Below are 20272 nucleotides of genomic sequence, written 5' to 3' on the forward strand. Positions count from 1 at the left end.
CAGCTTAGGATTCAATGTTCTACTTTATGGATCACCACTGATAAGGGAGCCACCTGATGAGTTGGAAAGTTGCAGATATCCCTGATCAAAAAGGAAGGGTTGCATTAGTAACAGGTGCCAATAGTGGCCTTGGTCTTGAGACAGCCAAGGCATTGCTTAATAAGGGTGCCAGAGTCATTATGGCTTGTCGCTCACTACCCAAAGGTGAAGATGTACGCCAAGTTATTCGCGAGAGCAATGATTCCAAAAAGCTTGATCTGATTGAGTTGGATCTCGCTGATTTAGCGAGCGTTAGGCGTGCAGCTGAGCAGGTAGAAAGCCAATACAGCCGAGTGGACCTTCTAATTAACAATGCTGGAGTGATGGCTACTCCAAAGACCCTCAGCAAACAGGGTCTGGAGATTCAGTTCGCCGTTAATCATCTTGGCCACATGGCATTAACACTAAAGCTCCTACCCTTACTCGCAAAGCAACATGGAGCAAGGGTTGTTACCGTCACTTCTGGCGCACAGTACATGGGTCGAATCGCATGGGACGATCTTCAAGGCATCAATCACTATGACCGCTGGGCTGCCTACTCACAAAGCAAGCTTGCGAATGTGATGTTCGCCTTAGAACTCGACAAGCGAATGCGCCAGACAGCAAGTGGGATCGCATCATTGTTGGCACATCCAGGTCTGGCACGCACTAATTTGCAGCCTAAATCTGTTGCTGCGAACAAATCCTGGCAGGAAGGCCTTGCTTATCGGTTAATGGATCCCATGTTTCAGAGCGCTGCAATGGGGTCCCTACCACAATTACATGCTGCAACCGCGCCAACTGCTCAAGGCGGCGAACAATACGGACCTAGATTTAACTTTAGGGGTTACCCAAAGCTTTGCCGCATTGCCCCATTGGCACTTAGGGAGGAAGACCGTCAAAGGCTTTGGAGCATCAGTGAAAAACTTTTAGAGATTTGAACTTGCCATTAACAAGTATTTTAACGCTTTCCTTGGTTTAATCTGTCACTTTTGACTCTCAGAGCTATGATCTAAGGGCAGTGAATTCCGCCCATGCCTGAAGAGCCAATTGAGAATCCTTCAGACAATCCAGTCATAGAAGCTGAGGCTGATGAAAAAGTAGAAGCTGAAAAGACTATTCAAATCCCAGAGGGCTCTAGGGTGGTAACAATAATTATCGACAAAGGAGAGGTAACTGAAAAAGTGTATCAATCACCCGATGGAGATAGGATAATCGTGAAGTACTAAAAATATTCAGATCAAACTCCCTAAAGGTTCAATCCTTGCAACTCAATCAGGGAAATATTGGTGACCATTTCAAAAGGAATAGATGTAGCTATAAAATCATAAATATCCAATAAATTCCAAGGCTATAGCTTCTTGAAAGCAATGACAATCAAATTTACTGCCTGAAAGTGAAAGCAGTTAATATCTTGGCTTGATTATATTGAGTGAGCGTCTATATTTTACACAGTCAAGCACCTGTATTCATTTAATCAGGATCTAATGGTATTTGCTTATAAGCCAGTGCTGTACGCCGGGCCAGCCTTAGAAAAGGATATATTAGCCTCGAGCGAAATGGTGAAGACATCAAAGTCTTAAGAACAGATAATAGCGCAGCGGATGGTTCCATTTTTTGACATAACCACTGAATGGCCTCAGCTCCATGAAAAGCCTCATCACCTACGATTAATATGGCTCCATCTCTAAGATCTAAGCCTCTAGATTTTAAATTATCTCGTAAAGGCTTTTCTGCTCGTCCATCACATATCTCCAAGCCCTGAACACCACTACGTAACTCACTCAGTTCTGCAAAGTGGAGACAAAAAGGACAGCCGCCATCATATATCAGTAACGGAATTGATGAGTAGCTTTCAAACAATGGTGTTTGCAGTTTCATGCATTCATCTGAAGTTTGTGATTGAGGAGGTGAAAGGTCACTGCCCAGAATCTTATCAATCTCCTGGATTATTTTAGTCCGATTCTTTAGGCACTTCGAGAGTTCCCACTCGAAGCCTCAACTGTTCTAAAAGCATGACAGGGTCAAAAAGGATCGGCAGCAGATGAGGGCTCTTGACTTCGCGGAAGAACAAGATGCCTGGTATTTCCGGCAAGAACATTCGCCAGGCCAGCCAATTGGCAAATGGGAAGCGGCGTATCTCCTCGTCTACTCGCCATATCACGAGATCTTTGTCGGTTAACTCCAAACGCAGCAGATAAGCTTGCACAAGCAAAAATACTGCGAATCCGCACACCACAATCGTCGCCCAAGGATGGAGAGGGAGCGGTAGCATTGCTAGGCCAATAACGTACACCAATACAGGTAAGCGGATGTTTGGTTTGAGAATTACGCTCTGGCTTTGATCAGGCTGGCTTTCAGGTGTCGATGACATTACTACTGAACTGAGGTTGTTATTAGGTTTTTGCCTCTACCTCTTTTTAGATGATTTTCTGTAAAAAGAGTTTTAGAAGGTTTTTTTTCGTTATGATTTTAAGCTCCATCGTCAGCAGACTGAGAGCTTATGAAAGCTCTGCCACATCCTCATTTCCCTAGGATTAGCAACGCGATGTCAGCAGTGTTCTTGAAGGGAGCGCAGCTTGCAACAACGAATCGAAAGTGTTTTTTGGGCTAAGGTTTTAGTCGGGTTCGTTCTTCGCGAGTTAGCCACAACAAGATCACCATCAGGATTGGCATTAAAAGGTCTGTAAACAAAAGTGTTCCAACATTGGAGGGAGCATCATTGGACTGGACAACCAGCGAATAAACATGCGCGAGCCCATCGACGAGGAGCCAGCTGGCATAGGCAACGATCGAGGCAACCAAATTGTCACGACTTCGCTGCCAGAAGCGACTCAACCCAAGGATGCCAATGGTGAGATGGCGAATGCCACTTCATTCTGGAATGGGCGATTAGGCCAGCCGATCTGCTCGGCGATGAACTGGCCAAACGATATATACATTGCGAATCCATACAGTCCCCCTAGACCCATGACCCAAAAAGCGATCCAGAGCAGGGTTGCTTCCGACCAGCGACTGACGTTCCAACTACGGCGAACCTGCAGAGCCCCGCATAGCAAAGCAATCAATGCGATCCAAAGATTGATATGGCCAAAGATCAAACGGACCAAGTGATTCATCGGATAAATTATTTCCCTCGGGATATTTAAAAAGCATGTTGTGAGAATCTTTTAGAGGGATATAAGCCCAAAGAAGCAAACTTCTGCATTTCAAGATCGTTTACCAAGACTGCAACCGTCTATGGCTTGATTGGTCTGATAGCAATCGGTTTGATGGAACTCTTTTCAGCCAAGCTCCTTGGCGAAATGGTGAAACACTATGTTGAACCCTTGTTTTGCATAAAAACGATGGGCTCCAAATCGCTCCACTCCTGCATCTAGATGGATCTGTCTGCAACCCGCATCCCTTGCGATTGCCTCCAAGTAGCGCAACATCTGAACTGCCAGACCCTGCCCCTGATAGGTGGGGTTCGTCACAAGATCTCCCAAATAGAAGTAGGTGCCAAGCGATAGGGAAGAAGCCAAGCGATATCCCGCCAGGACTGCCAATGAAGAGAGTTGCTTCTGATCAGTTGGATTGAGGTCTTGAAAGAGACCCAAAAGCACATAGCCATGGTCATTGCGTTGCAGCCCAAGACGGCTGATGAAATCAGCTTTGCCGAGTTTCGGATGAAGGTGGCGGATCAGGCCATAGGCCTCATTCAACTCCGAAGGGGTGTTGAGTTCATGGATCATCAACCGACTCAGTTGTTTGTTATTGCACCTCCCATCTTGCAAGGCTTCCTTGCTCAAACAACGTCGTTAAGGTCATACATAGAAACAAGAAAAAAGCATGGCCCTGCATCGTTCCAATCCCCGCTCCAACGATCTGGAAGAACATGCCATTGGGGAAACCATTGATGCATTGGTCTCACCGTTACCACGCACGACTTTCCCGCAAGAGTGCCGTCCTGCATTAACAACATTTAATTTGCTCAAGGAGGAATTATTGCTTGATGGCAACAGCAAACAAAATCTGGCCACCTTCTGTCAGACCTATGAAAGCCAGCAGGTGGCTGAGCTAATGGCCCTCGCGGTTGACAAGAACCTGATCGACAAGGACGAATATCCCCAAACCGCAGAGATTGAACGCCGTTGTGTTTCGATGATGGCTGATTTATGGCATGCCCCCGGTGAAGCTGTGGGCTGCTCCACCATCGGTAGCAGTGAGGCCGCCATGCTGGGTGGCTTGGCTGCGAAATGGCGTTGGCGTGAACATCGCAAAGCGGCAGGTCAGTCGATCGATCGCCCCAACATGGTTTGCGGCAGTGTACAAATCTGCTGGACGAAATTTGCCCGCTACTGGGACGTTGAGTTGCGGGAGGTGGAGATGACCTCCGGCGAGCTCTGCATGTCTCCAGAACGAATGCTGGAGCAAGTGGATGAGAACACCATCGTTGTTGTACCTACCCTGGGCGTCACTTATCACGGCCTGTATGAAGACGTACAAGCCATCAGTCAGGCCCTCGATGAGCTGCAACAGCGAAAAGGACTCGACATTCCTATCCATGTGGATGCAGCCAGCGGTGGCTTTCTTGCTCCTTTCTGTGCCCCTGATCTAGCTCCCTGGGATTTCCGCTTGCCGCGCGTGAAGTCAATCAACTCCTCTGGCCATAAGTTCGGCTTAGCTCCTCTGGGTGTGGGTTGGGTTCTTTGGCGTGAGTCCCGTGATCTACCGGAAGGATTGGTTTTCCATGTGAGTTACCTAGGAGGCGATATGCCAACGTTTCAGATCAACTTCTCGCGGCCAGCGGGGCAGGTGATCTCCCAGTACTACGACTTTGTCCGCCTAGGTCGCGATGGTTATCAAGCCATCCATGGAGCGAGCTATGCCAATGCTCAATATGTTGCTCAAGAACTCAAAAAGCTAGGCCCATTTGAGTTGATAAACGATGGCAACCCAGCAGGTGGCATCCCCACGGTGGTATGGACATTGCGAGCCGACCAAGAGCTTGGTTTTAACCTTTACGACCTCTCTGATCGACTGAGATTACGTGGTTGGCAAGTGCCAGCTTATCCATTCACAGGTGAGCTTGCTCATCAAGCCTTTCAGCGGATCTTGGTAAAACGCGATTTCTCACGTGAAATGGCTGATCTCCTACTTACCGACATCCGCAACGCCATAACTCATTTCGAGAGTCATCCTGTCAAGATCAGTCTTAACGCTAATGAAGCAGCGTCTACTAATCATCTCGGCCGTTCAATGGTTGAATGCCGTGATGCGCATGGATGATGCCCCACTATTGGGGGCTTTGAATTTAAAGCGGGAGCATCCTCCAAACCTTCAGTCGCATTATTCAAGTCCATGGGGCACGACAGCTTGGCGGGAAGATGTGCCTGTTAGCGACAGACCGCATCATTTAGAAGCTCATTCACCTTGGGGGCTGTGGACAAGTCGTCGTCTGCGAAAAGGCCATGGACCGCTGGAGCAAGGAAAGTATCGAACCTTGGCTCCGAAGCATATGGTTCAAGCATTACTGCGTGGAAAAGACGTCCATCGTCTTGAAGTGCGAACGGCCGTGGCGTTCATCATTGGTCCGCTGTTGTTCGTTATTGGCAGTGTTTTGCTGATCAGCAAACTTGGCTCGGGTGCAGCGCTCTTGGCAATTGGCTCCGTTTTTTTTACGGCAGGAGGTTGGTTTCAGTTGGAACAAGCTTTGTTGGTGAGCCGTGGTTTGCTCAATCGGAAGCAGCGCTGGGGCTGGTGTGGAATTTGGTGTGCGCTAACGCAAAGCATTGGCACCGTTCTTTTCAACATTGAGACATTTTCAACCTGGGGGTTACCTACGCTGAATGGAGCACCATGGCTAATGCTGGAGGTTGCTCCCAACATTCTCGGGTCCGTGCTGTTTGTTATTTCGGCGATCTTCGGGCTTCTTGAGGTTGGTCATGGCTGTCTCTTCGTCATACAGCCGCACCATCTTGGTTGGTGGGTGGCTGTTGTGAATGCACTCGGATGTCTGTGGTTTATGCAAGCAGCCATCGCTGCTATCCCTGTAGATTTATCCATAGCCGCTGTGCTTGATCCTCAGGTTGCGATCCGAGCAACCTTATTGGGAGCCTTAGCTTTTACTGCTGTAGGTGTGCTGAGCCTTGCCGAGTGTAGTGAGGATGAGGTTAAAAGCTAAAATTGCATCTAATAGGGTCTTATCTCTTTGCTGATGATCAATAAAGCTTGTCTTACGACATAAAAAATCAACTCCTAACTAGAAATTAAAGGGATTTTTTCTTTGAAAGAATAGGTTTTTATTTCTGGAATGCCCCTATTAAGAAGATCTGCGTGCTGTCTAAATATCCTGTGGAGTTTCAGAATTGCCTTTGTGAGAAAACACTCATCTGTACAACTCCTACATCCTGGGGGATGGGATTAGGGCCCCAAGGGATGGCAGAAACTGAATAAACGTACAGGCCTGCGGGTGGATTAGTCATCACATTGAAAGCCACAGTGACCTTGGATCCGGGCGGAACAGCTTCCTGAAAGTTGATAGCGATCGATCGATTGCCGTCCTCAAAATTGGCAGATACCGGCACGGAGGATCCACGCTGACGTGGAATTCCTAAAAATGCCTTTGGTTGAATAGGACCGTAATAGAAAGCAGGCTGGACACCGCGGATCTGTTTTAAGCTGATTCCGCCGAGACCAGCGTCTGCTCCTTGTGGTAACTCGATCACGAAATAGAACTTTGCTCCACCTTCAAATGCATAGCTGCTGTAGTTAATTAGTTTTGCCTTAGTCGGCACTGCCACAAAAGATGTCTGACCATTGATCTCAAGCGCTGGCGAATGGATTGGGAACAGCAAAAACGCCGCAGCCAATGCTGAAGGGATCACATGCATCAGCGCGTCAAGAAAGGCGTGGGATTCTGATCAAAGCGATCGTGAATCGGAATTGGATCACCCATCTCAGGGCTATCGAGCTGGGCTGTTTGTTCAAGGGCTTGACGCAGCCTTCGAGCTGATAGCAGTGGCATGTCTCGCGGGACTGAGATGCGATCCCTGAGGTAGCGCAATCCTCTAGCACTTCCTGGATCTGGTGAGCAAGAGGCCCCTAAAGCCATTCGTGTGAGCGTGGCCCTTAAGGGTTGATCAAAGCGAATAGCTCCAAGAGGGTTGAGCTCCAAAAGTCGTTGGCGATGCTTCAACACCCTTGACAGAGCAAGACCCTCGGGCCGGGTCTTTGAGTTATCGGGATCAGCCCAACAGGTTTCCAATTCCGCAAGGCCTGCACCACAATCAATAGCTTCTGCCAGTTCTTGTTGTTTTGGATTAGGTGCAACCCAACATCCACCCATCTGAGGTGGTAAGTCGTGGGCATGGGTATGGAAGTCACCCTGCGTACCTCGATACACCTCCAATTCTTCGAGAGCCTTAAACCACTTGTGGATGGCGGGATGTTCTTCCCGCAGGCTGAAACCTTTGTAATAAGCCAATGAGGCATTCATCCTTTCTACATAGGGGATAAACACCACATCAGCGCTTCCTGGGCATGGGCTGGTTGGTGTATTGCTAGCTGGATCCAGCCAAGGTCCTTGTTCTGCTGACAGCTGCTGTTCCATCATCCGGGCTTTGATCTGAAATTGTTCTCGGCCAGCCTGTTCCTGCCTCTGATTCAATCGAGCTGTACAAAGCCACCGACACCAGGCTCCAAACAGTTGCCGTTCCAGATCCCGCAACTTAAGGGTGCGCGGGTCCTCCAACCGATGACCTAGAGGACCAAAGGCATGCTCTAGAGCTAACAAGATCTGATCACTTTCCGTAATCAAGCGACCATCAAGCTCAAGGGCAGGAAGCATTCCTGAAGGCACTTTTTTCTTGAACCAGGCTTCCTTTTGCCCATAGCAGCGCATGGTGACTTTGCGAATCCTGTAGGGGATCTGCTTCCATTCGAGCCAAAGCCACACCTTCTGGCAGTAGGGGCACCAGGCGTGATGGTCCCGATAAAGAGTCACCCTTAAAGCTTTTTCAGATTGCCCAAACAGGCGCAAGGTGGCTTGGGCATTGGTGGGGCCATTGATTCGATCAGCCTCCGGCACTGTTAGCTCTGCTAAGGCCTGCCAGTCAAGAGCTTTTGTCGACGCTGCAGCAGGCATAAATCCTTGGTTTGAAGCCGCATCATCATGCCTGTTTCGAGTGCCTTTAGGTGCTTGGACAAGAGGTTCTCAATTCAAATCAAATGATCAAACATTGATGTTGGATAAGCCACGAGTTTCGGCCAATGCTCGATTGCAGAGGATCCACAACTCGTTGTTCTGAATGAGTCATGACAGGTTTACTGATCATTGTCGTCACGATCCCTGAGTAATCCTGGCGTTGCTTTCTTAAGGAGTTGACAATGGATGCAGTGATCCTCGTCTCTTGGAGCATCCTTTTGATCTGATCGTGCTTGGCGCTGGCTCTGGTGGACTAGCCGCTGCTAAGCGAGCCGCAAGCCATGGTGCCAAGGTCGCCATCGTTGAAGGTGACCGTGTTGGAGGGACCTGCGTCATTCGCGGCTGTGTACCTAAGAAGCTGTTGGTGTACGGATCTCTTTATCGGGAACAGCTTGAAGTTGCCCCCAGTTTTGGAGTTGAGTTGAGTGATGCACAGATCAATGCGGGGGTGTTGCTAGCCAATGTTCGTCAGGAAGTGGATCGTCTCAATACTCTTCACATTGACCTGCTAGCCAAAAACGGTGTTGAGCTTGTGACGGGATGGGGGAGTTTTACGAGCCCAAACAGCGTGGCTGTCTCAAGGAACGGAGCCATCGATGCTTCACAGGAACTTCACGGCGATCACATTCTGATCGCGGTCGGTGGGCGTCCCCATCGTCCTGATATCCCAGGTGCGGAGTTGGGCTGGGTTAGCGATGACATGTTCATGCAAAGCAGCTTCCCCGACCGAGTGGTGGTGGTGGGGGCTGGATTTATTGCCTGTGAATTTGCCTGCATCCTCCATGGCCTTGGCGTCGAGGTCATCCAACTGGTGCGAGGGGATCACTTGCTGCGTGGCTTTGATCGGGAGCTCTCCACTGCAGTACAGGATGGAATGCAGGAGAAAGGCATTGATCTGCGTTTTTGGGAAAATCCAGCCGCTCTAAAAGGCCAACCTGGCGATCTCGTCTTGTCAACCCAGAGTGGGGAACGCTTCTCTTGTGGGGGCGTTCTTCTTGCTACAGGACGACGACCTTTTTTGCAAGGACTCAACCTTGACGCTGCTGGGGTTGTTTTAGAAGGTCGACGTATTTCAGTGGATGCCAACCAATCCACAAATATCCCTCACATCTTTGCTGTTGGTGATGTAACAGACCGCATCAACCTCACCCCTGTGGCAATCGATGAGGGCAGGGCATTCGCCGACAGTGTTTTTGGACAGAAACCCCGCCAGGTCAATCATGACCTCGTTGCCAGTGCTGTCTTCAGCCAACCAGAGCTAGCCACAGTTGGACTCACTGAAGAGCAGTCGATTGATCGCTATGGCAAAGATCAAGTCAAGGTCTACCGCGCCCGCTTCCGATCCATGGCTCAGGCCTTGCCGAAGCGAGGGCCCCGTTGTCTTCTCAAGTTAATTGTGGAACGCAACACTGATCGAATCCTTGGTTGTCACATGGTGGGGGAACATGCTGCCGAAATTATTCAGATGGCAGCTATTGCACTTGGAATGGGGGCTACAAAGGCAGACTTTGATCGCACCATGGCATTACATCCCACCGTTTCTGAGGAGTTTGTCACCATGACTTAGGGAGTATTGCTAAAGATAAATTCCATCCATCCTTTTAGTCGATCACTTGCGCCATTTGAGTCGTCCAGGCAAGGCCTTAGGGGATCTGTTACGGCTCGGCAAACAATGATCTTGGCGATGTATATGCTCTAATGTTCGTGTCAAATGTTATCGGTATCTTCGAATCAATTGACTCGATTAATCTTCATCTTCAGCAGGATACTTGATAGATCAATCAACACTTTGGGTTATTTGTTCTTTGCGAAGTTGACGCCAATACAACAAGGCTTGAAGCACGATCATAACGAGAATAATCGGCAGAACAATGCAGAGCATTGTCAATCGAAATCCATCCTGCCAAGTGGGTAGGGTGCGGGGGAGAACTTGATCGATCACATAAAAAACGTAGAGCCCTACGAGGATCCCTCCTTCAAGCCGGTTAATACGTCCCCTGGTCCAAAAAATTGGCATGCAGGCAAGCGTGGTAAGCACCATCACAGGTAGATCTCGCTCAATGATCAAGCGATCGACTTGCAGCCCAGCCCCACCAGAGACCAAGGCACAACTGCTTAGGACCAGAAGTTGATTGAGCAAGCTGCTGCCCACCACATTGCCGATCGCAAGATCTGTGCGGCCTCGTAGAGCAGCCACCAAAGATGTAAACAATTCCGGCATTGAGGTGCCAGCAGAGACGATCGTGAGCCCGATGACGGTCTCACTCACTCCTAAGAGTGAAGCAGCATCGCTTGCACCTTTAACCAGCTGATTCGAGCCGACGGTCAACAACAGGATGCCAAGCAAAAGGCGTATACAAGCTTTGATCCAACCGCCATTGGCAGTTTCGCTATTGATCTCCGGCTCAGCCTCCACCATTCCATCCGGTTCCTCCCGGGCCGTACGGATTTCCCATACAGAATTGATCACGAGGGCTATCAAGAGGGCTACTCCGGCCTGCCATGTCACACGACCTGCTGAAGCCATTCCCCAAACGGCTGCAGACACCGCTAGTAGCAGAGGAACATCACGTCGCACTAAACGACTCTCCACCCTGAGTGGCAGCACAAGGGCACTGCTGCCAAGCACCACCATCACATTAAAAATATTGCTACCAACCACATTGCTCACGGCCAGGGCATCGGAGCCCTTCAGCACTGAACTCACACTGACAAACAGCTCGGGGGCACATGTGCCCAAGGCCACCACAGTGAGACCGATCACAAGCTCGGGTATACCTAAGATCAGCGCAAGGGCGACGGAACCCTGCACAAACAGTTCTCCCCCCCCAAACAACAGGCCGATTCCTGCCAGCACTTGTAAAGCCGGTTCAAGGAATTGCGGCATGTGATCCGAACGGACTAAAGGGATTCTGCATCTGAACGCAAACCATGACCCTCTCTCTCAAAAATCATGGTTGTTTGCGCAAGACGATCTTAAGGTTTTGGTCTTCATACTTGCAAGATTCGCTGTTGCTCAATCGGACCAACGCTGATTCTCAGATGTCGCTCTACTTAGAAAGCGTATCGCTGCAAAAATGCTTCTATCAATGATCTTGATTTTCGCTTCTTGCTCTTGTGCGCTGGCCAAGGCTCTCTCCTGAGAACACAATGTCATTGTCTGTTCTCAGGAATGACTGAGCCATAGCGTCGAAAACATCATCTTTGGCAGCACTTCCAGAAAGGAGGTATCACAGCAAATTTATTTTTGGGTCTTGCTTCGGTGCTGAAATCTCTACACCTCATTCTGGGTTGATGACTTTGGATTCTTTGCCCGACCAACTCATTTTGCGTCAACCGGATGACTGGCATGTCCATCTGAGGGATGGTGCCATGCTGCATGCGGTGCTAGGCAGCACAGCTCGGGTGTTTCGACGAGCAATCGTGATGCCCAATCTCAGGCCACCAATCACGAGTGTAGAAGCAGCAAAAACCTATCGCGACCAGATTTTGGCAGCACTTCCTGATGGTGTTCCGTTTACGCCATTGATGACGGCCTACCTCAACGAAAGCTTGGCTCCAGATGTTTTAGAACAAGGGCATCAACAGCAAGTTTTCATCGCCGCCAAGCTTTATCCAGCCCATGCCACAACTAATTCCGAGCAGGGGGTCAGTGATCTAAGAGCGATTAACTCACTTCTAGAGACGATGGAGAAAATTGGGATGCCATTGCTCGTTCATGGTGAGGTGAGCGATGTCGATATCGACATTTTTGATAGAGAAGCCTTTTTTATTGAGCACCACCTGGCACCACTAATAGGGCGTTATCCAAATCTTCGTGTCGTGATGGAGCACATCACGACGCAAGAGGCAGTTCAGTTCGTGGAAACAGCTGGGCCGAATCTGGCAGCCACTATCACTCCTCATCATTTACATATCAACCGTAATGCAATGTTTCTCGGTGGTTTTCGTAGTGATTTCTACTGCTTACCAGTAGCCAAGCGTGAACGCCATCGACTCGCCCTGCGTCGAGCAGCGACAAGTGGCAAACCATGCTTTTTCCTTGGCACTGATTCGGCACCACACCCTCGCTCTGCAAAGGAGAGTGCTTGTAGTTGTGGTGGCATTTTCAATGCTCATTATGCGATGGAAAGTTATGCCGAAGTCTTTGAGCAGGAAGGAGCACTTGATCGTCTTGAGGCCTTCTCCAGTGAATACGGTCCAGCTTTCTATGGCTTGCCCCTCAATAACACCTCAATCAAACTGATACGAAGAGCTCATGTTGTACCAGCTACTTTTAGCGGACAAACGAACGCAGATTCTTCTGAACACTTAGTTCCATTTCATGCTGGCGAACTGTTGGGCTGGTCTGTTTCGGTTGATTGATAAAGCACGCATCGGAGCGCATGAATTGCACCATTGCTCGAGCTGGCAATCAAGGATCCGATTGGGGTCTGGCTAGCAACTTGAATCTCTACGCAAATGGGGAAATATTTGGCTCGTTGCGATGATCACCAGTGGGGGCAGGGGGACTTGAACCCCCACGTCCTTTTCAGGACAAGCGATTTTAAGTCGCTTGCGTCTACCAATTCCGCCATGCCCCCGGCAATGGCTGGGCCAAGGCCCGCAATGGCATCCTAGATTTATACCAAGCAGTTTGCTGACAGTGTTTCTACAGGCCGTCACCAGTCCAATCTCGATCAACTCGCTGATGGTGCTAGCTGCCTATGCCTTGTTAGGCGGCCTCTATTTGATTGTTGTCCCTTTGCTCCTCTATTCCTGGATGAACAAACGGTGGCACTGTATGGGCAAATTCGAGCGTCTAAGCGCCTATGGATTGGTGTTCCTGTTCTTTCCCGGTTTAATTCTATTCGCGCCTTTTTTGAATCTTCGCCTTACTGGGCAAGGAGAGGTTTAAACATATGACGCGTGCCAAGGTCATTCAGCTGGGCTTTCTTGTTTTGATACTCGGGGGGATCGCTTACAGTGTATTGAGATTTACGGGCCTGGATAGCATTTCTGCCGGTATCGCTGCTCAATCACTTCTTGTTGTGGTTGTTGTCGCCTGGACGGGATCATATCTACTTCGAGTGGTTTCAGGGAATATGACCTTCATGCAACAACGGCGACGTTATCAACAGGCCTATGAAAATCTATCAGCTGCTGAACTTCAGGCTCGCTTCGATGCATTACCTGATGCTGAGAAAGTTTCCTTACTGAAGGATATTGAGGATGAGAATCCTAAGCAACAAGCCCCCTCTGACCCATAGGTTCTAGGGCCTTTGCCCCCCTCACGCCTTCTTCTAATTGATTGCTATGGCAGATTTCTTGGCACCTAAACCCAATACACACGCCACAATCAGCAGTCGCTTCCAACGAGTACAAGCTGAGGGACGCCTTGCACTCATGCCATTCCTAATGGCTGGTGATCCTGATCTGGAAACCACTGCTGAGGTATTGCTCAGCCTGGAGCAATCTGGCGCGGACATGATCGAGCTGGGCATTCCCTATAGCGATCCTCTCGCCGATGGTCCGGTAATTCAGGCAGCTGCTTCTCGAGCACTGGCTTCTGGTACGACACCAGCTCGGGTCTTGCAGATTTTGATTGACTTGCGGGGCAAACTTTCCATTCCTGTGATCCTATTCACCTACACCAATCCATTGTTCAACTGGGGTATGGAGCGTTTCTGTGATGAAGCTGCTGAGGCTGGAGTTGCCGGTCTTGTGGTCCCAGATCTTCCACTCGAGGAAGCTGAGCGCCTTTCTCCCTTGGCTTCTGCTCGTGGACTTGATCTGGTTCTTCTGGTGGCTCCTACTACACCTGCGGAGCGTATGGCAAGGATTGCAGAAAGCAGCAGGGGTTTTACCTATTTAGTAAGCGTGACGGGAGTTACTGGCGAACGTTCTGTAATGGAGGATCGTGTTCAATCCTTGGTGCAGCAACTCAAGTTGTCCGGCTCCAATCCTGTAGCAGTCGGATTTGGAATTTCTGGGCCTCAGCAAGTACGGCAGGTGCGAAGTTGGGGTGCTGATGGAGCCATTGTTGGCAGTGCTCTAGTGAAACGAATGGCTGCTGCGGCCCCTGGATTCGTTGCTCAAGAAGCGGGTCTTTTCTGCAAGGAGCTGCGCAACGCTGCTGGATGAGTTTTAACTTGCTCATATCTATCATCCTGCCTTAAGACACAACAAAAAAAAGCCCTGGAAGATTTCCAGGGCTTGCGTGATTCAAATGAGGTTGGAACGATCTTCTCTGAATCTCCCTTGGCTCAAAATATGAATCAATCGTCGTCTTCGTCGCTTCCTCCAGCGGGAACTAGGCGAATCTGCTTGCGTCCAAGCTTGATTTCAAACTCATCGCCAGGCTTGAGATCAAGTAAGGCTGTATAGGCCTTGCCAATCAATAGATTGCCATTGCCCTGAACAGTAGCTACATAACTAAGCTTGCGTCCACCCTTACCGATACCTGCGACACCAGTTATACCAAGGCTTACACCTTTAGCTTCTAGTAGAGCTTCGTAGAAAGCAGTGAAATTAAGGCGTTCTCCACCATCCTTCTTCGTGGAGACATAGCCACAGGCGCGAACAAGATCGGATTTGCTGACATCACCCAGGTCTTTGACTTTCGTGAGGAGGTCGCTGCCGGTGAGCATGATTTGTAAAAAGAAAATCTACTTCAACAACATAGCGTTTAGTTACCCATTTGTGCCATCCTTTAAGAGACAAATTTTAGCGATGAGTTTTACGCAGCAGACATGGCACGATTTGTTCTTTGGGGTACTTACTGCGAGAACGCACTTGAAAAGCGAAGCCCTTTTCGTGAAGAACACCTCAATAGGCTTACCACTCTTAAGAAACAGGGCATTCTGATCACTCTTGGTCCAACAGAAGGGAGCACTCATGTTTTTGGGATTTTCGAAGCCGCAAGTCTTGATGTTGTTAGGAAGCTTCTAGAGCAAGACGTTTACTGGAAGGAAGGAATATGGACCTCTCTTGAGGTTTACCCTTGGGTCCAAGCATTCTGAGCTTGAGCCCATATCCAGGCCGCCACGAGCTGATCTCCACTATCGCCGAGAACATCCTCGTAGCCAGACATTTGCCCGATTCCTTCTCGAGCCACTCTGGCGATTGCTTGAGGATTATCTAGACTATTGCGCTCTAGTGCTTTGAGCCTAAGGGTTTTGTTACGTCGGATGATATTGCCACCATTTACATGACACCCTGAACAGTGTTGCTTGAATAACGATCCTCCAGCATCGGTATCCAATGCAATGGTGCCAATAGGATGGATCAAGAGTGTAGAGATCAGGATTAATAATCCTGCAGTTTGGCCCCCAAGTTCAAGTACAAGTCGCCTCAGACGAATCTGTAGGTTCATGCAATCATCAGCAGTAACGCCTAAGTCTGCCGTAGTGATCTGTTGTGATCTGCTGATACCGCTTTAACAGTTGCGCATGGGCTTGGCACCCCCGTGAAAGAGAGGACTGGGGTATCACAAAGGCCTCGAGCAGATCCCGAGCCGAATCAACTGCTGTTCACTGCTCTCATAGGCTCGCTGATGTAAGGCATGGAAATAGGTTGTGAATCCTCGTCAAAGGTTTTCATGGTTGAGTATTTCTATGCGTGTTGTGATGATCAAAGCGGATGAGGCAACCAAAAAAATTTCGCTGATGCCTTGAACAATTTGTTATCAGCATCATTAGTTGGAAATGAATTCTGGAGAAATGGATGGCAGAACAGGATCTCTACCGATTCCTCGACAAGGTGCAACAGCTTCAAGAAATGATTCAGTCGCTAGAAACTGTCCCTGGCCGACGAGAGCTGCTAGCCGCTTGTGGAGATCACAACCAAGTGGTGAAGTTAGCTCGATCTTGGGGCTTTGAGATTGGACGCCGTTGGGGTGAACTTGAGCCTGACGAGCAGCTTTCTTCCGATGCCAATCTACTAACGCGGCCATTACCTCCACAAGGACAGGAACAACAGCATCTTCTCCACGCTGGTTCAAATTGGCGCCTAGAGCTAATTCTCTCTTGTGCTGCATCTAGTCCAGAGGGGTTCTGGTATGACCAGGCTGATCACGAATGGATTGTGCTAATGAAGGGGAGTGCACGTATGCAACTGAAAGATCCCGATGTGTGGGTTGATCTCAGCGTGGGAGATCAGCTGCATTTGGCCCCTCACCGTCTGCATCGTGTGGAACGAACTGATCCTCACCCTGGGACAATTTGGTTGGCTTTGTTCTGGAACGAGCAGAAAGCTCCGGATCAATTATCGCTCTCTTAACCAGCCAATAAGCCCCGGCCAAAGCTATCGAGGCAATCCCCAGTCCAGCCAGTAACTGAGGTTTATCATCAGATCCTGGTGGCAACACGATCACTTTGCGCGCCACGGCTGTCAGCGCTGTAACAAGCACCAGCTCAATCTGTACAACGTGGCGGCGGAGATAACTGGTGACGTTCTGAAGCACTTCAAGAGCAATCAGCACAGTTAACAGATCACCAAGAACCTTGATTAAGTCATCCCCAAGCCAGCTCTGCTGTGAATCAACGAACAATTCATTGCCAACATTCACGATGAGCTGTATCAAGGCCGCAATGATCACAACAACGGTGATCAATGTGAGAATCTTGACAATTACTCTTTCTCCCCAATCCACTAGATTGAGGAATGAAGGCATTGCCCGCTTGAGGCGGCGCAAGGCGGATCTCAGTTATTGAACGGATTGTAGGAAGGCCGAGCCGGGGTATCGCCGCTGGGATTCTCAAGTTTGGTATCGCAGGTAATGGATCCATCGGCCTCTTCAATGCAGTTGCTGGGCACGACTTTGCTGTTTTCACCTGTACGGCTGTTCGGTCCAAGTAGCCAACCCTCCGACTGTGCCTGCAGGCTTAAAGGAGCAGCTAATTGCAGACTGGCAGTCATTCCTAGGAAAGTCACAAGTAAGGGAAAACGCATGATGAAACAGTCATTCAGATCCACTTTGCCTGTCATCTGATTCAGCTGCCGCAGTCATCGCGGATTTCTTGCAGAAGTAGGTCTAGTTGGCTGAAAGGATCGGCATCTTTTTGGTTGTCAGATTGAGATGATGCATTCGTTCCAACCCATTCGGCTTCAATTTCACATAGACGTGCCGCCACCCGTGGTATTCCTCCCAGGCGATGTTCACGTTCCAAGACCTCAAGCAAGGCAGGCATGCGAGTCGATACAGCCTGAAGGCTTCGACGCAGGTCTGCCTGGGTACGTCCCTGCTGCTTCAACCAATCCTTCAACAGGAGGGTCAGCTCATCTTCAACTTGACCAGACCACCCTGACATCAGCCGCCAACTGGAAACCACCGATCTAGTTTGCGTCGGGCACGATCACGAATCTGGGGGGTCATGTGATTGCTCCAGAGGCCTACGACTGCGGTAAGTGCAACAAGGTCATCACTAAATCCTGCGACAGGGATCAAATCTGGCACCAAATCAATGGGCATGATGAGGTAGGTCAGTGCAGCGAGCATGGTGAGTCTGGCCTGTGCAGGTGTTGATGCATCCAGGAGCATTTCCAAAGCTTCTAAAGCCGGCCTGGCAAGGCTTCGCCCAGCCTGACGCAACACCTTTTGAAACAGACTCTGGTCAATAACGGAACTTTCCAGCACCGTTGCATCGACGGTGGTGTGAGTTGCGGTGGCCTCATCAACCATTGTTTGTCGGCGCCGATGTCATTCCATTGTTACCTGATTTATGGGGATTCATAAGATGAACTCCGCCCCTTCTTGGGGCGGATTCCCTACTTTTCAGTGAGGTTTATCGCTTAGAGGGTGCTTTCTGCCAAACCACTCTGTATTCCTGTTTTGCGAAGTTTTCGCAGTGCCCTTTGTACCACCTGCCTGCAGTATTCGCGGCTGCAACTCATATGTCGTGCAACTTCTGCGAGGGTGCGCCATTCATGAGATCCGTCGAGTCCAAAACGAAGTGTGACCACCATCCGTTCTTTAGGAGTGAGATTCGCACGATTGAGCAAAGTCCATACCGATGCAGTTCTTTCCGCCATTTCGGCACGCTCAATCGGAGGGATCTCTTCGCTGGGAAGAACATCCGCAAGTTCTGAAGGATCGGATTTTGACTTCACAACTCCTTGAAGGCTCACTGTCACACTGCGTAATTCACAAGCAAGCAGATCTTCCACTTCGGCCATCGGCAGTCGCATGTTTTTTGCCAATTGCTCAGCAGTGGGAGGCAAGCCGTTGCTCTGCATCAGTCTTGACTTTGCTGCCCTTAATTTGGTTAGCTTCTCATTCACATTAACGGGAATTCGTATCGTCCTGCTCTGGGTGGATAGTGCCCTGTTAAGCCCCTGGCGAATCCACCAATAGGCATAGGTCGAAAATCTATGGCCACGGGTTGGGTCATATTTCTCCACTGCTCTGGTAAGTCCAAGCGTGCCTTCTTGAATCAGATCGAGAAGATCAAGACCCTTGCCCTGGTAGCGCTTGGCAAGATTCACTACAAGTCTTAAATTGGCAGTGATCATCTGATTTTTGGCTTTCTCACCACGACGAATGGTGAGGCGCTGATCATCTGAGTATTCGCATTCGGGCCCTGCTCCACCAGCAAGATGGCAGCGGTCAGTAAGCGCAATCATGGCCTGAACCTTCCGACCCATTGTCAGTTCCTGTTCAGGTGTCAGAAGTTGGTGGCGCCCGATCTCCCCAAGATAGGCACTTAAAGAACTCACCATATGGAACTCAACTCTTAATTGAACCTAGAGCCAAAGTGTTTCCATCCTGACTGCGTAAGGAAGAGTGCAGAATTAACTTTTTATGCGTTATTAAACAGTTTCTTCAGGATGTCGTATTGCTTTGATTGATGCAGACCCCCTCTCACCCTCTTCTTCTATTGAGATAGCCGTTCATTGAGCTTGATGTCGCTAGCGTCAAAGCGAATTTCATTCATCCCATCCACTTGGGAGTCGTCCTCATGCCTGAGATTGTCAACAATGCTGGAATTGCCTACGTCCACTACCTGAGCTTCATGGTTTGCTTTGCTGCCTTGGTGCTTGAGCGAAAGCTGTTGAAGACTTCCCCAAACCGTGGAGAAGCCACGGCCATGGTCATCACGGACATCGTTTATGGCGTAGCAGGCTTGGCGCTATTGATCAGCGGCATTCTGCGGGTGTTGTATTTCGGCCAAGGGAGTGACTTTTATACTCAAAACCCTTTGTTCTGGTGGAAGGTAGGAGTCTTTATTGTTGCGGGGACTCTTTCGCTTTATCCAACTGTCACCTATATCCTCTGGGCTATTCCACTGCGCAAGGGAGAACTGCCTGAAGTGAGTTCCTCGTTAGTGACTCGCCTCGGTTGGTTCATCAACATCGAAATCGTTGGATTTGCATTCATTCCCCTTTTGGCAACCCTGATGGCCCGCGGCGTCGGCCTTCCTTCTCAATAATCCAAATGGTTCCAGATCCCTGTCCACCAGCGCAAGACGTGCGTGTTTTAACTGGTGGGCTCCAATTACCCGAGTCCAGAAATGGGCTCGGGTATGTCGACAAATTAGCGACCACCAGTTTTGGTTATCCAAGCCTGCCTCATTGGTGTGTATGGGTTGAACCAAACCCCAAAGGCTCTGTTGCGGGCCATCGCTGGTTAAAGCGATGGGCCAATGCTGTTGATGCTGCATTCAATAGCTGGTCTGAAGTGATTCCACTAACGAGGGTCACTGAGATTGAACGCGCTCATGTGTTGGTGTTTAGAAAACGCCCTCCGCTGCGACAGCTCCCCTCCGGTTGGCGTGCCAGCAATGGCCGCAGTCTGCTGACGATCGTTGAGGCTCGACGCAAAACAGCAACCCAACTTGAGCCAAAAGTGAAGGTCATGGTTTCACCAGAACTAAGAGCGCCTGTCCTTCAAGCCACAGCCTTGCATGAGCTAGGTCATGCTTTTGGCCTATGGGGGCACAGTGATCATGCTGGCGATGTCATGGCCGTATCCCAGGGGGCAGTGCCTGTCTTGACTGTTTCCAAAAGAGATCGGCTCACACTTGAGTGGATCCGTTCACAATCCACCAACTTTGGGCAACCACGTTGATTGGAATTTCACTAAAAAGA

At 49.6% G+C, this 20272-nt stretch carries 25 protein-coding genes, 1 tRNA gene and 2 pseudogenes; 13 read left to right on the forward strand and 15 right to left on the reverse strand.

The features are described from left to right. Window positions 1–56 precede the first annotated feature (56 nt). Window positions 57–959, forward strand: coding sequence for an oxidoreductase (locus tag SIB41_RS06420; protein ID WP_413357648.1), 903 nt, complete (start codon window positions 57–59; stop codon window positions 957–959). Window positions 960–1052: 93 nt separating this feature from the next. Next, entirely contained in the window at window positions 1053–1247 is a 195-nt protein-coding gene (locus tag SIB41_RS06425) for a hypothetical protein (RefSeq protein WP_041384296.1), read from the forward strand. Between the two features lie 244 nt (window positions 1248–1491). Here SIB41_RS06425 and SIB41_RS06430 read toward each other — a convergent pair whose 3' ends face one another. From SIB41_RS06430 to SIB41_RS06445, 4 genes and pseudogenes are all read right to left on the reverse strand, one after another. Further along, complete coding sequence (locus SIB41_RS06430; protein ID WP_413357650.1) at window positions 1492–1899, reverse strand: DCC1-like thiol-disulfide oxidoreductase family protein; 408 nt, start codon at window positions 1897–1899, stop codon at window positions 1492–1494. A 73-nt stretch (window positions 1900–1972) separates the two neighbouring features. Beyond that, window positions 1973–2392 (reverse strand): DUF3119 family protein, encoded by a 420-nt coding sequence (locus tag SIB41_RS06435; RefSeq protein WP_063403280.1) that lies wholly within the window; start codon window positions 2390–2392, stop codon window positions 1973–1975. A gap of 236 nt (window positions 2393–2628) precedes the next feature. Continuing rightward, a pseudogene (locus SIB41_RS06440) lies at window positions 2629–3137 on the reverse strand (DUF6790 family protein). Between the two features lie 165 nt (window positions 3138–3302). Then, window positions 3303–3752 (reverse strand): GNAT family N-acetyltransferase, encoded by a 450-nt coding sequence (locus SIB41_RS06445; RefSeq protein ID WP_236069638.1) that lies wholly within the window; start codon window positions 3750–3752, stop codon window positions 3303–3305. A 97-nt stretch (window positions 3753–3849) separates the two neighbouring features. On the opposite strand from SIB41_RS06445, the gene SIB41_RS06450 reads away from it, so the two are divergent. Both SIB41_RS06450 and SIB41_RS06455 read left to right on the forward strand, forming a co-directional pair. Beyond that, entirely contained in the window at window positions 3850–5289 is a 1440-nt protein-coding gene (locus SIB41_RS06450; protein WP_413357653.1) for a glutamate decarboxylase, read from the forward strand. Further along, window positions 5225–6184: a hypothetical protein gene (locus tag SIB41_RS06455; protein WP_413357655.1), complete on the forward strand. Its 960-nt coding sequence runs from the start codon at window positions 5225–5227 to the stop codon at window positions 6182–6184. Before SIB41_RS06450 ends, SIB41_RS06455 begins: the two co-directional genes overlap by 65 nt. A gap of 178 nt (window positions 6185–6362) precedes the next feature. On the opposite strand, the gene SIB41_RS06460 is transcribed toward SIB41_RS06455, so the two are convergent. Both SIB41_RS06460 and SIB41_RS06465 read right to left on the reverse strand, forming a co-directional pair. Next, window positions 6363–6893 carry a DUF2808 domain-containing protein gene (locus SIB41_RS06460; protein ID WP_413357657.1) on the reverse strand — a complete coding sequence of 177 codons (531 nt, stop codon included), beginning with the start codon at window positions 6891–6893 and terminating at the stop codon, window positions 6363–6365. Then, window positions 6893–8146 carry a glutathione S-transferase family protein gene (locus SIB41_RS06465; protein WP_413357659.1) on the reverse strand — a complete coding sequence of 418 codons (1254 nt, stop codon included), beginning with the start codon at window positions 8144–8146 and terminating at the stop codon, window positions 6893–6895. Before SIB41_RS06465 ends, SIB41_RS06460 begins: the two co-directional genes overlap by 1 nt. Window positions 8147–8411: 265 nt before the next feature. Here SIB41_RS06465 and gorA point away from each other — a divergent pair, with 265 nt between their 5' ends. Further along, window positions 8412–9773, forward strand: a complete 1362-nt coding sequence (gene gorA / locus SIB41_RS06470; protein ID WP_413357661.1) for a glutathione-disulfide reductase — start codon at window positions 8412–8414, stop codon at window positions 9771–9773. A 210-nt stretch (window positions 9774–9983) separates the two neighbouring features. On the opposite strand, the gene SIB41_RS06475 is transcribed toward gorA, so the two are convergent. After that, the gene (locus tag SIB41_RS06475) at window positions 9984–11093 is read right to left on the reverse strand and encodes a calcium/sodium antiporter (RefSeq protein ID WP_413357663.1); all 1110 of its coding nucleotides are present in this window, start codon (window positions 11091–11093) and stop codon (window positions 9984–9986) included. Window positions 11094–11500: 407 nt separating this feature from the next. On the opposite strand from SIB41_RS06475, the gene pyrC reads away from it, so the two are divergent. After that, window positions 11501–12571, forward strand: coding sequence for a dihydroorotase (gene pyrC, locus SIB41_RS06480; RefSeq protein WP_413357666.1), 1071 nt, complete (start codon window positions 11501–11503; stop codon window positions 12569–12571). A 132-nt stretch (window positions 12572–12703) separates the two neighbouring features. On the opposite strand, the gene SIB41_RS06485 is transcribed toward pyrC, so the two are convergent. Beyond that, window positions 12704–12789: transfer RNA gene (locus tag SIB41_RS06485), tRNA-Leu, on the reverse strand. A gap of 107 nt (window positions 12790–12896) precedes the next feature. Between SIB41_RS06485 and SIB41_RS06490 the strand changes: the two genes are divergently transcribed. The 3 genes from SIB41_RS06490 to trpA are packed head-to-tail and all read left to right on the forward strand — an operon-like array spanning window position 12897 to window position 14329. Continuing rightward, entirely contained in the window at window positions 12897–13103 is a 207-nt protein-coding gene (locus SIB41_RS06490) for an NAD(P)H-quinone oxidoreductase subunit L (protein WP_413361446.1), read from the forward strand. Window positions 13104–13107: 4 nt separating this feature from the next. Further along, window positions 13108–13455: a DUF3007 family protein gene (locus tag SIB41_RS06495; protein WP_041384294.1), complete on the forward strand. Its 348-nt coding sequence runs from the start codon at window positions 13108–13110 to the stop codon at window positions 13453–13455. Between the two features lie 46 nt (window positions 13456–13501). Then, window positions 13502–14329 (forward strand): tryptophan synthase subunit alpha, encoded by an 828-nt coding sequence (trpA, locus tag SIB41_RS06500; protein WP_413357668.1) that lies wholly within the window; start codon window positions 13502–13504, stop codon window positions 14327–14329. Between the two features lie 134 nt (window positions 14330–14463). Here the strand turns inward: trpA and SIB41_RS06505 are convergent, their stop codons facing one another. Next, window positions 14464–14835 carry an AbrB family transcriptional regulator gene (locus SIB41_RS06505; protein WP_011129843.1) on the reverse strand — a complete coding sequence of 124 codons (372 nt, stop codon included), beginning with the start codon at window positions 14833–14835 and terminating at the stop codon, window positions 14464–14466. Between the two features lie 102 nt (window positions 14836–14937). Between SIB41_RS06505 and SIB41_RS06510 the strand changes: the two genes are divergently transcribed. Next, on the forward strand, window positions 14938–15207 hold the full coding sequence (locus SIB41_RS06510) for a YciI family protein (protein ID WP_011129842.1): 270 nt from the start codon (window positions 14938–14940) through the stop codon (window positions 15205–15207). Here the strand turns inward: SIB41_RS06510 and SIB41_RS06515 are convergent. Further along, a complete protein-coding gene (locus SIB41_RS06515) occupies window positions 15183–15560 on the reverse strand; it encodes a c-type cytochrome (protein WP_413357670.1) in 378 nt (125 codons plus the stop codon). The two genes, SIB41_RS06510 and SIB41_RS06515, sit on opposite strands and share 25 nt — an antisense overlap. Before the next feature lie 404 nt (window positions 15561–15964). Between SIB41_RS06515 and SIB41_RS06520 the strand changes: the two are divergent. Further along, window positions 15965–16366 (forward strand): annotated as a pseudogene (locus SIB41_RS06520) (Nif11 domain/cupin domain-containing protein); the annotation flags it as partial. Here the strand turns inward: SIB41_RS06520 and SIB41_RS06525 are convergent. The 5 genes from SIB41_RS06525 to SIB41_RS06545 all read right to left on the reverse strand — a co-directional run bounded on the left by SIB41_RS06525 (window position 16329) and on the right by SIB41_RS06545 (window position 18904). Beyond that, complete coding sequence (locus SIB41_RS06525; protein WP_413357672.1) at window positions 16329–16859, reverse strand: phosphate-starvation-inducible PsiE family protein; 531 nt, start codon at window positions 16857–16859, stop codon at window positions 16329–16331. The pseudogene SIB41_RS06520 and the gene SIB41_RS06525 overlap by 38 nt on opposite strands. Window positions 16860–16888: 29 nt before the next feature. After that, window positions 16889–17173: a hypothetical protein gene (locus SIB41_RS06530; RefSeq protein WP_413357674.1), complete on the reverse strand. Its 285-nt coding sequence runs from the start codon at window positions 17171–17173 to the stop codon at window positions 16889–16891. A gap of 5 nt (window positions 17174–17178) precedes the next feature. Next, window positions 17179–17496, reverse strand: coding sequence for a hypothetical protein (locus SIB41_RS06535; RefSeq protein WP_063414013.1), 318 nt, complete (start codon window positions 17494–17496; stop codon window positions 17179–17181). Further along, window positions 17496–17867: a YkvA family protein gene (locus tag SIB41_RS06540; protein WP_011129836.1), complete on the reverse strand. Its 372-nt coding sequence runs from the start codon at window positions 17865–17867 to the stop codon at window positions 17496–17498. Before SIB41_RS06540 ends, SIB41_RS06535 begins: the two co-directional genes overlap by 1 nt. 110 nt (window positions 17868–17977) lie before the next feature. Then, window positions 17978–18904 (reverse strand): RNA polymerase sigma factor RpoD/SigA, encoded by a 927-nt coding sequence (locus SIB41_RS06545; protein ID WP_413357676.1) that lies wholly within the window; start codon window positions 18902–18904, stop codon window positions 17978–17980. Window positions 18905–19143: 239 nt separating this feature from the next. Between SIB41_RS06545 and SIB41_RS06550 the strand changes: the two genes are divergently transcribed. Both SIB41_RS06550 and SIB41_RS06555 read left to right on the forward strand, forming a co-directional pair. Further along, window positions 19144–19614, forward strand: coding sequence for a DUF2214 family protein (locus tag SIB41_RS06550; protein WP_413357678.1), 471 nt, complete (start codon window positions 19144–19146; stop codon window positions 19612–19614). A 5-nt stretch (window positions 19615–19619) separates the two neighbouring features. Further along, window positions 19620–20252 carry a peptidase gene (locus SIB41_RS06555; protein ID WP_413357680.1) on the forward strand — a complete coding sequence of 211 codons (633 nt, stop codon included), beginning with the start codon at window positions 19620–19622 and terminating at the stop codon, window positions 20250–20252. Window positions 20253–20272 lie beyond the last annotated feature (20 nt).

The organism is Prochlorococcus sp. MIT 1201 (genome assembly GCF_047303415.1).
In the GTDB taxonomy this organism is placed as follows: domain Bacteria; phylum Cyanobacteriota; class Cyanobacteriia; order PCC-6307; family Cyanobiaceae; genus Prochlorococcus; species Prochlorococcus marinus_D.

What these genes read in the sequence shown, in the direction of transcription:
- SIB41_RS06490 (WP_413361446.1), top strand. Translation starts at nt 12,897, where the DNA reads ATGGTGCTAGCTGCCTATGCCTTGTTAGGCGGCCTCTATTTGATTGTT.
- trpA (WP_413357668.1), top strand. Translation starts at nt 13,502, where the DNA reads ATGGCAGATTTCTTGGCACCTAAACCCAATACACACGCCACAATCAGC.
- SIB41_RS06495 (WP_041384294.1), top strand. Translation starts at nt 13,108, where the DNA reads ATGACGCGTGCCAAGGTCATTCAGCTGGGCTTTCTTGTTTTGATACTC.
- SIB41_RS06550 (WP_413357678.1), top strand. Translation starts at nt 19,144, where the DNA reads ATGCCTGAGATTGTCAACAATGCTGGAATTGCCTACGTCCACTACCTG.
- SIB41_RS06475 (WP_413357663.1), bottom strand. Translation starts at nt 11,093, where the DNA reads ATGCCGCAATTCCTTGAACCGGCTTTACAAGTGCTGGCAGGAATCGGC.
- SIB41_RS06465 (WP_413357659.1), bottom strand. Translation starts at nt 8,146, where the DNA reads ATGCCTGCTGCAGCGTCGACAAAAGCTCTTGACTGGCAGGCCTTAGCA.
- SIB41_RS06545 (WP_413357676.1), bottom strand. Translation starts at nt 18,904, where the DNA reads ATGGTGAGTTCTTTAAGTGCCTATCTTGGGGAGATCGGGCGCCACCAA.
- SIB41_RS06535 (WP_063414013.1), bottom strand. Translation starts at nt 17,496, where the DNA reads ATGTCAGGGTGGTCTGGTCAAGTTGAAGATGAGCTGACCCTCCTGTTG.
- SIB41_RS06525 (WP_413357672.1), bottom strand. Translation starts at nt 16,859, where the DNA reads ATGCCTTCATTCCTCAATCTAGTGGATTGGGGAGAAAGAGTAATTGTC.
- SIB41_RS06505 (WP_011129843.1), bottom strand. Translation starts at nt 14,835, where the DNA reads ATGCTCACCGGCAGCGACCTCCTCACGAAAGTCAAAGACCTGGGTGAT.
- SIB41_RS06510 (WP_011129842.1), top strand. Translation starts at nt 14,938, where the DNA reads ATGGCACGATTTGTTCTTTGGGGTACTTACTGCGAGAACGCACTTGAA.
- SIB41_RS06460 (WP_413357657.1), bottom strand. Translation starts at nt 6,893, where the DNA reads ATGCATGTGATCCCTTCAGCATTGGCTGCGGCGTTTTTGCTGTTCCCA.
- pyrC (WP_413357666.1), top strand. Translation starts at nt 11,501, where the DNA reads ATGACTTTGGATTCTTTGCCCGACCAACTCATTTTGCGTCAACCGGAT.
- SIB41_RS06455 (WP_413357655.1), top strand. Translation starts at nt 5,225, where the DNA reads ATGAAGCAGCGTCTACTAATCATCTCGGCCGTTCAATGGTTGAATGCC.
- SIB41_RS06555 (WP_413357680.1), top strand. Translation starts at nt 19,620, where the DNA reads ATGGTTCCAGATCCCTGTCCACCAGCGCAAGACGTGCGTGTTTTAACT.
- SIB41_RS06420 (WP_413357648.1), top strand. Translation starts at nt 57, where the DNA reads ATGAGTTGGAAAGTTGCAGATATCCCTGATCAAAAAGGAAGGGTTGCA.
- SIB41_RS06435 (WP_063403280.1), bottom strand. Translation starts at nt 2,392, where the DNA reads ATGTCATCGACACCTGAAAGCCAGCCTGATCAAAGCCAGAGCGTAATT.
- SIB41_RS06425 (WP_041384296.1), top strand. Translation starts at nt 1,053, where the DNA reads ATGCCTGAAGAGCCAATTGAGAATCCTTCAGACAATCCAGTCATAGAA.
- SIB41_RS06540 (WP_011129836.1), bottom strand. Translation starts at nt 17,867, where the DNA reads ATGGTTGATGAGGCCACCGCAACTCACACCACCGTCGATGCAACGGTG.
- SIB41_RS06530 (WP_413357674.1), bottom strand. Translation starts at nt 17,173, where the DNA reads ATGACAGGCAAAGTGGATCTGAATGACTGTTTCATCATGCGTTTTCCC.
- SIB41_RS06515 (WP_413357670.1), bottom strand. Translation starts at nt 15,560, where the DNA reads ATGAACCTACAGATTCGTCTGAGGCGACTTGTACTTGAACTTGGGGGC.
- SIB41_RS06450 (WP_413357653.1), top strand. Translation starts at nt 3,850, where the DNA reads ATGGCCCTGCATCGTTCCAATCCCCGCTCCAACGATCTGGAAGAACAT.
- SIB41_RS06430 (WP_413357650.1), bottom strand. Translation starts at nt 1,899, where the DNA reads ATGAAACTGCAAACACCATTGTTTGAAAGCTACTCATCAATTCCGTTA.
- SIB41_RS06445 (WP_236069638.1), bottom strand. Translation starts at nt 3,752, where the DNA reads ATGATCCATGAACTCAACACCCCTTCGGAGTTGAATGAGGCCTATGGC.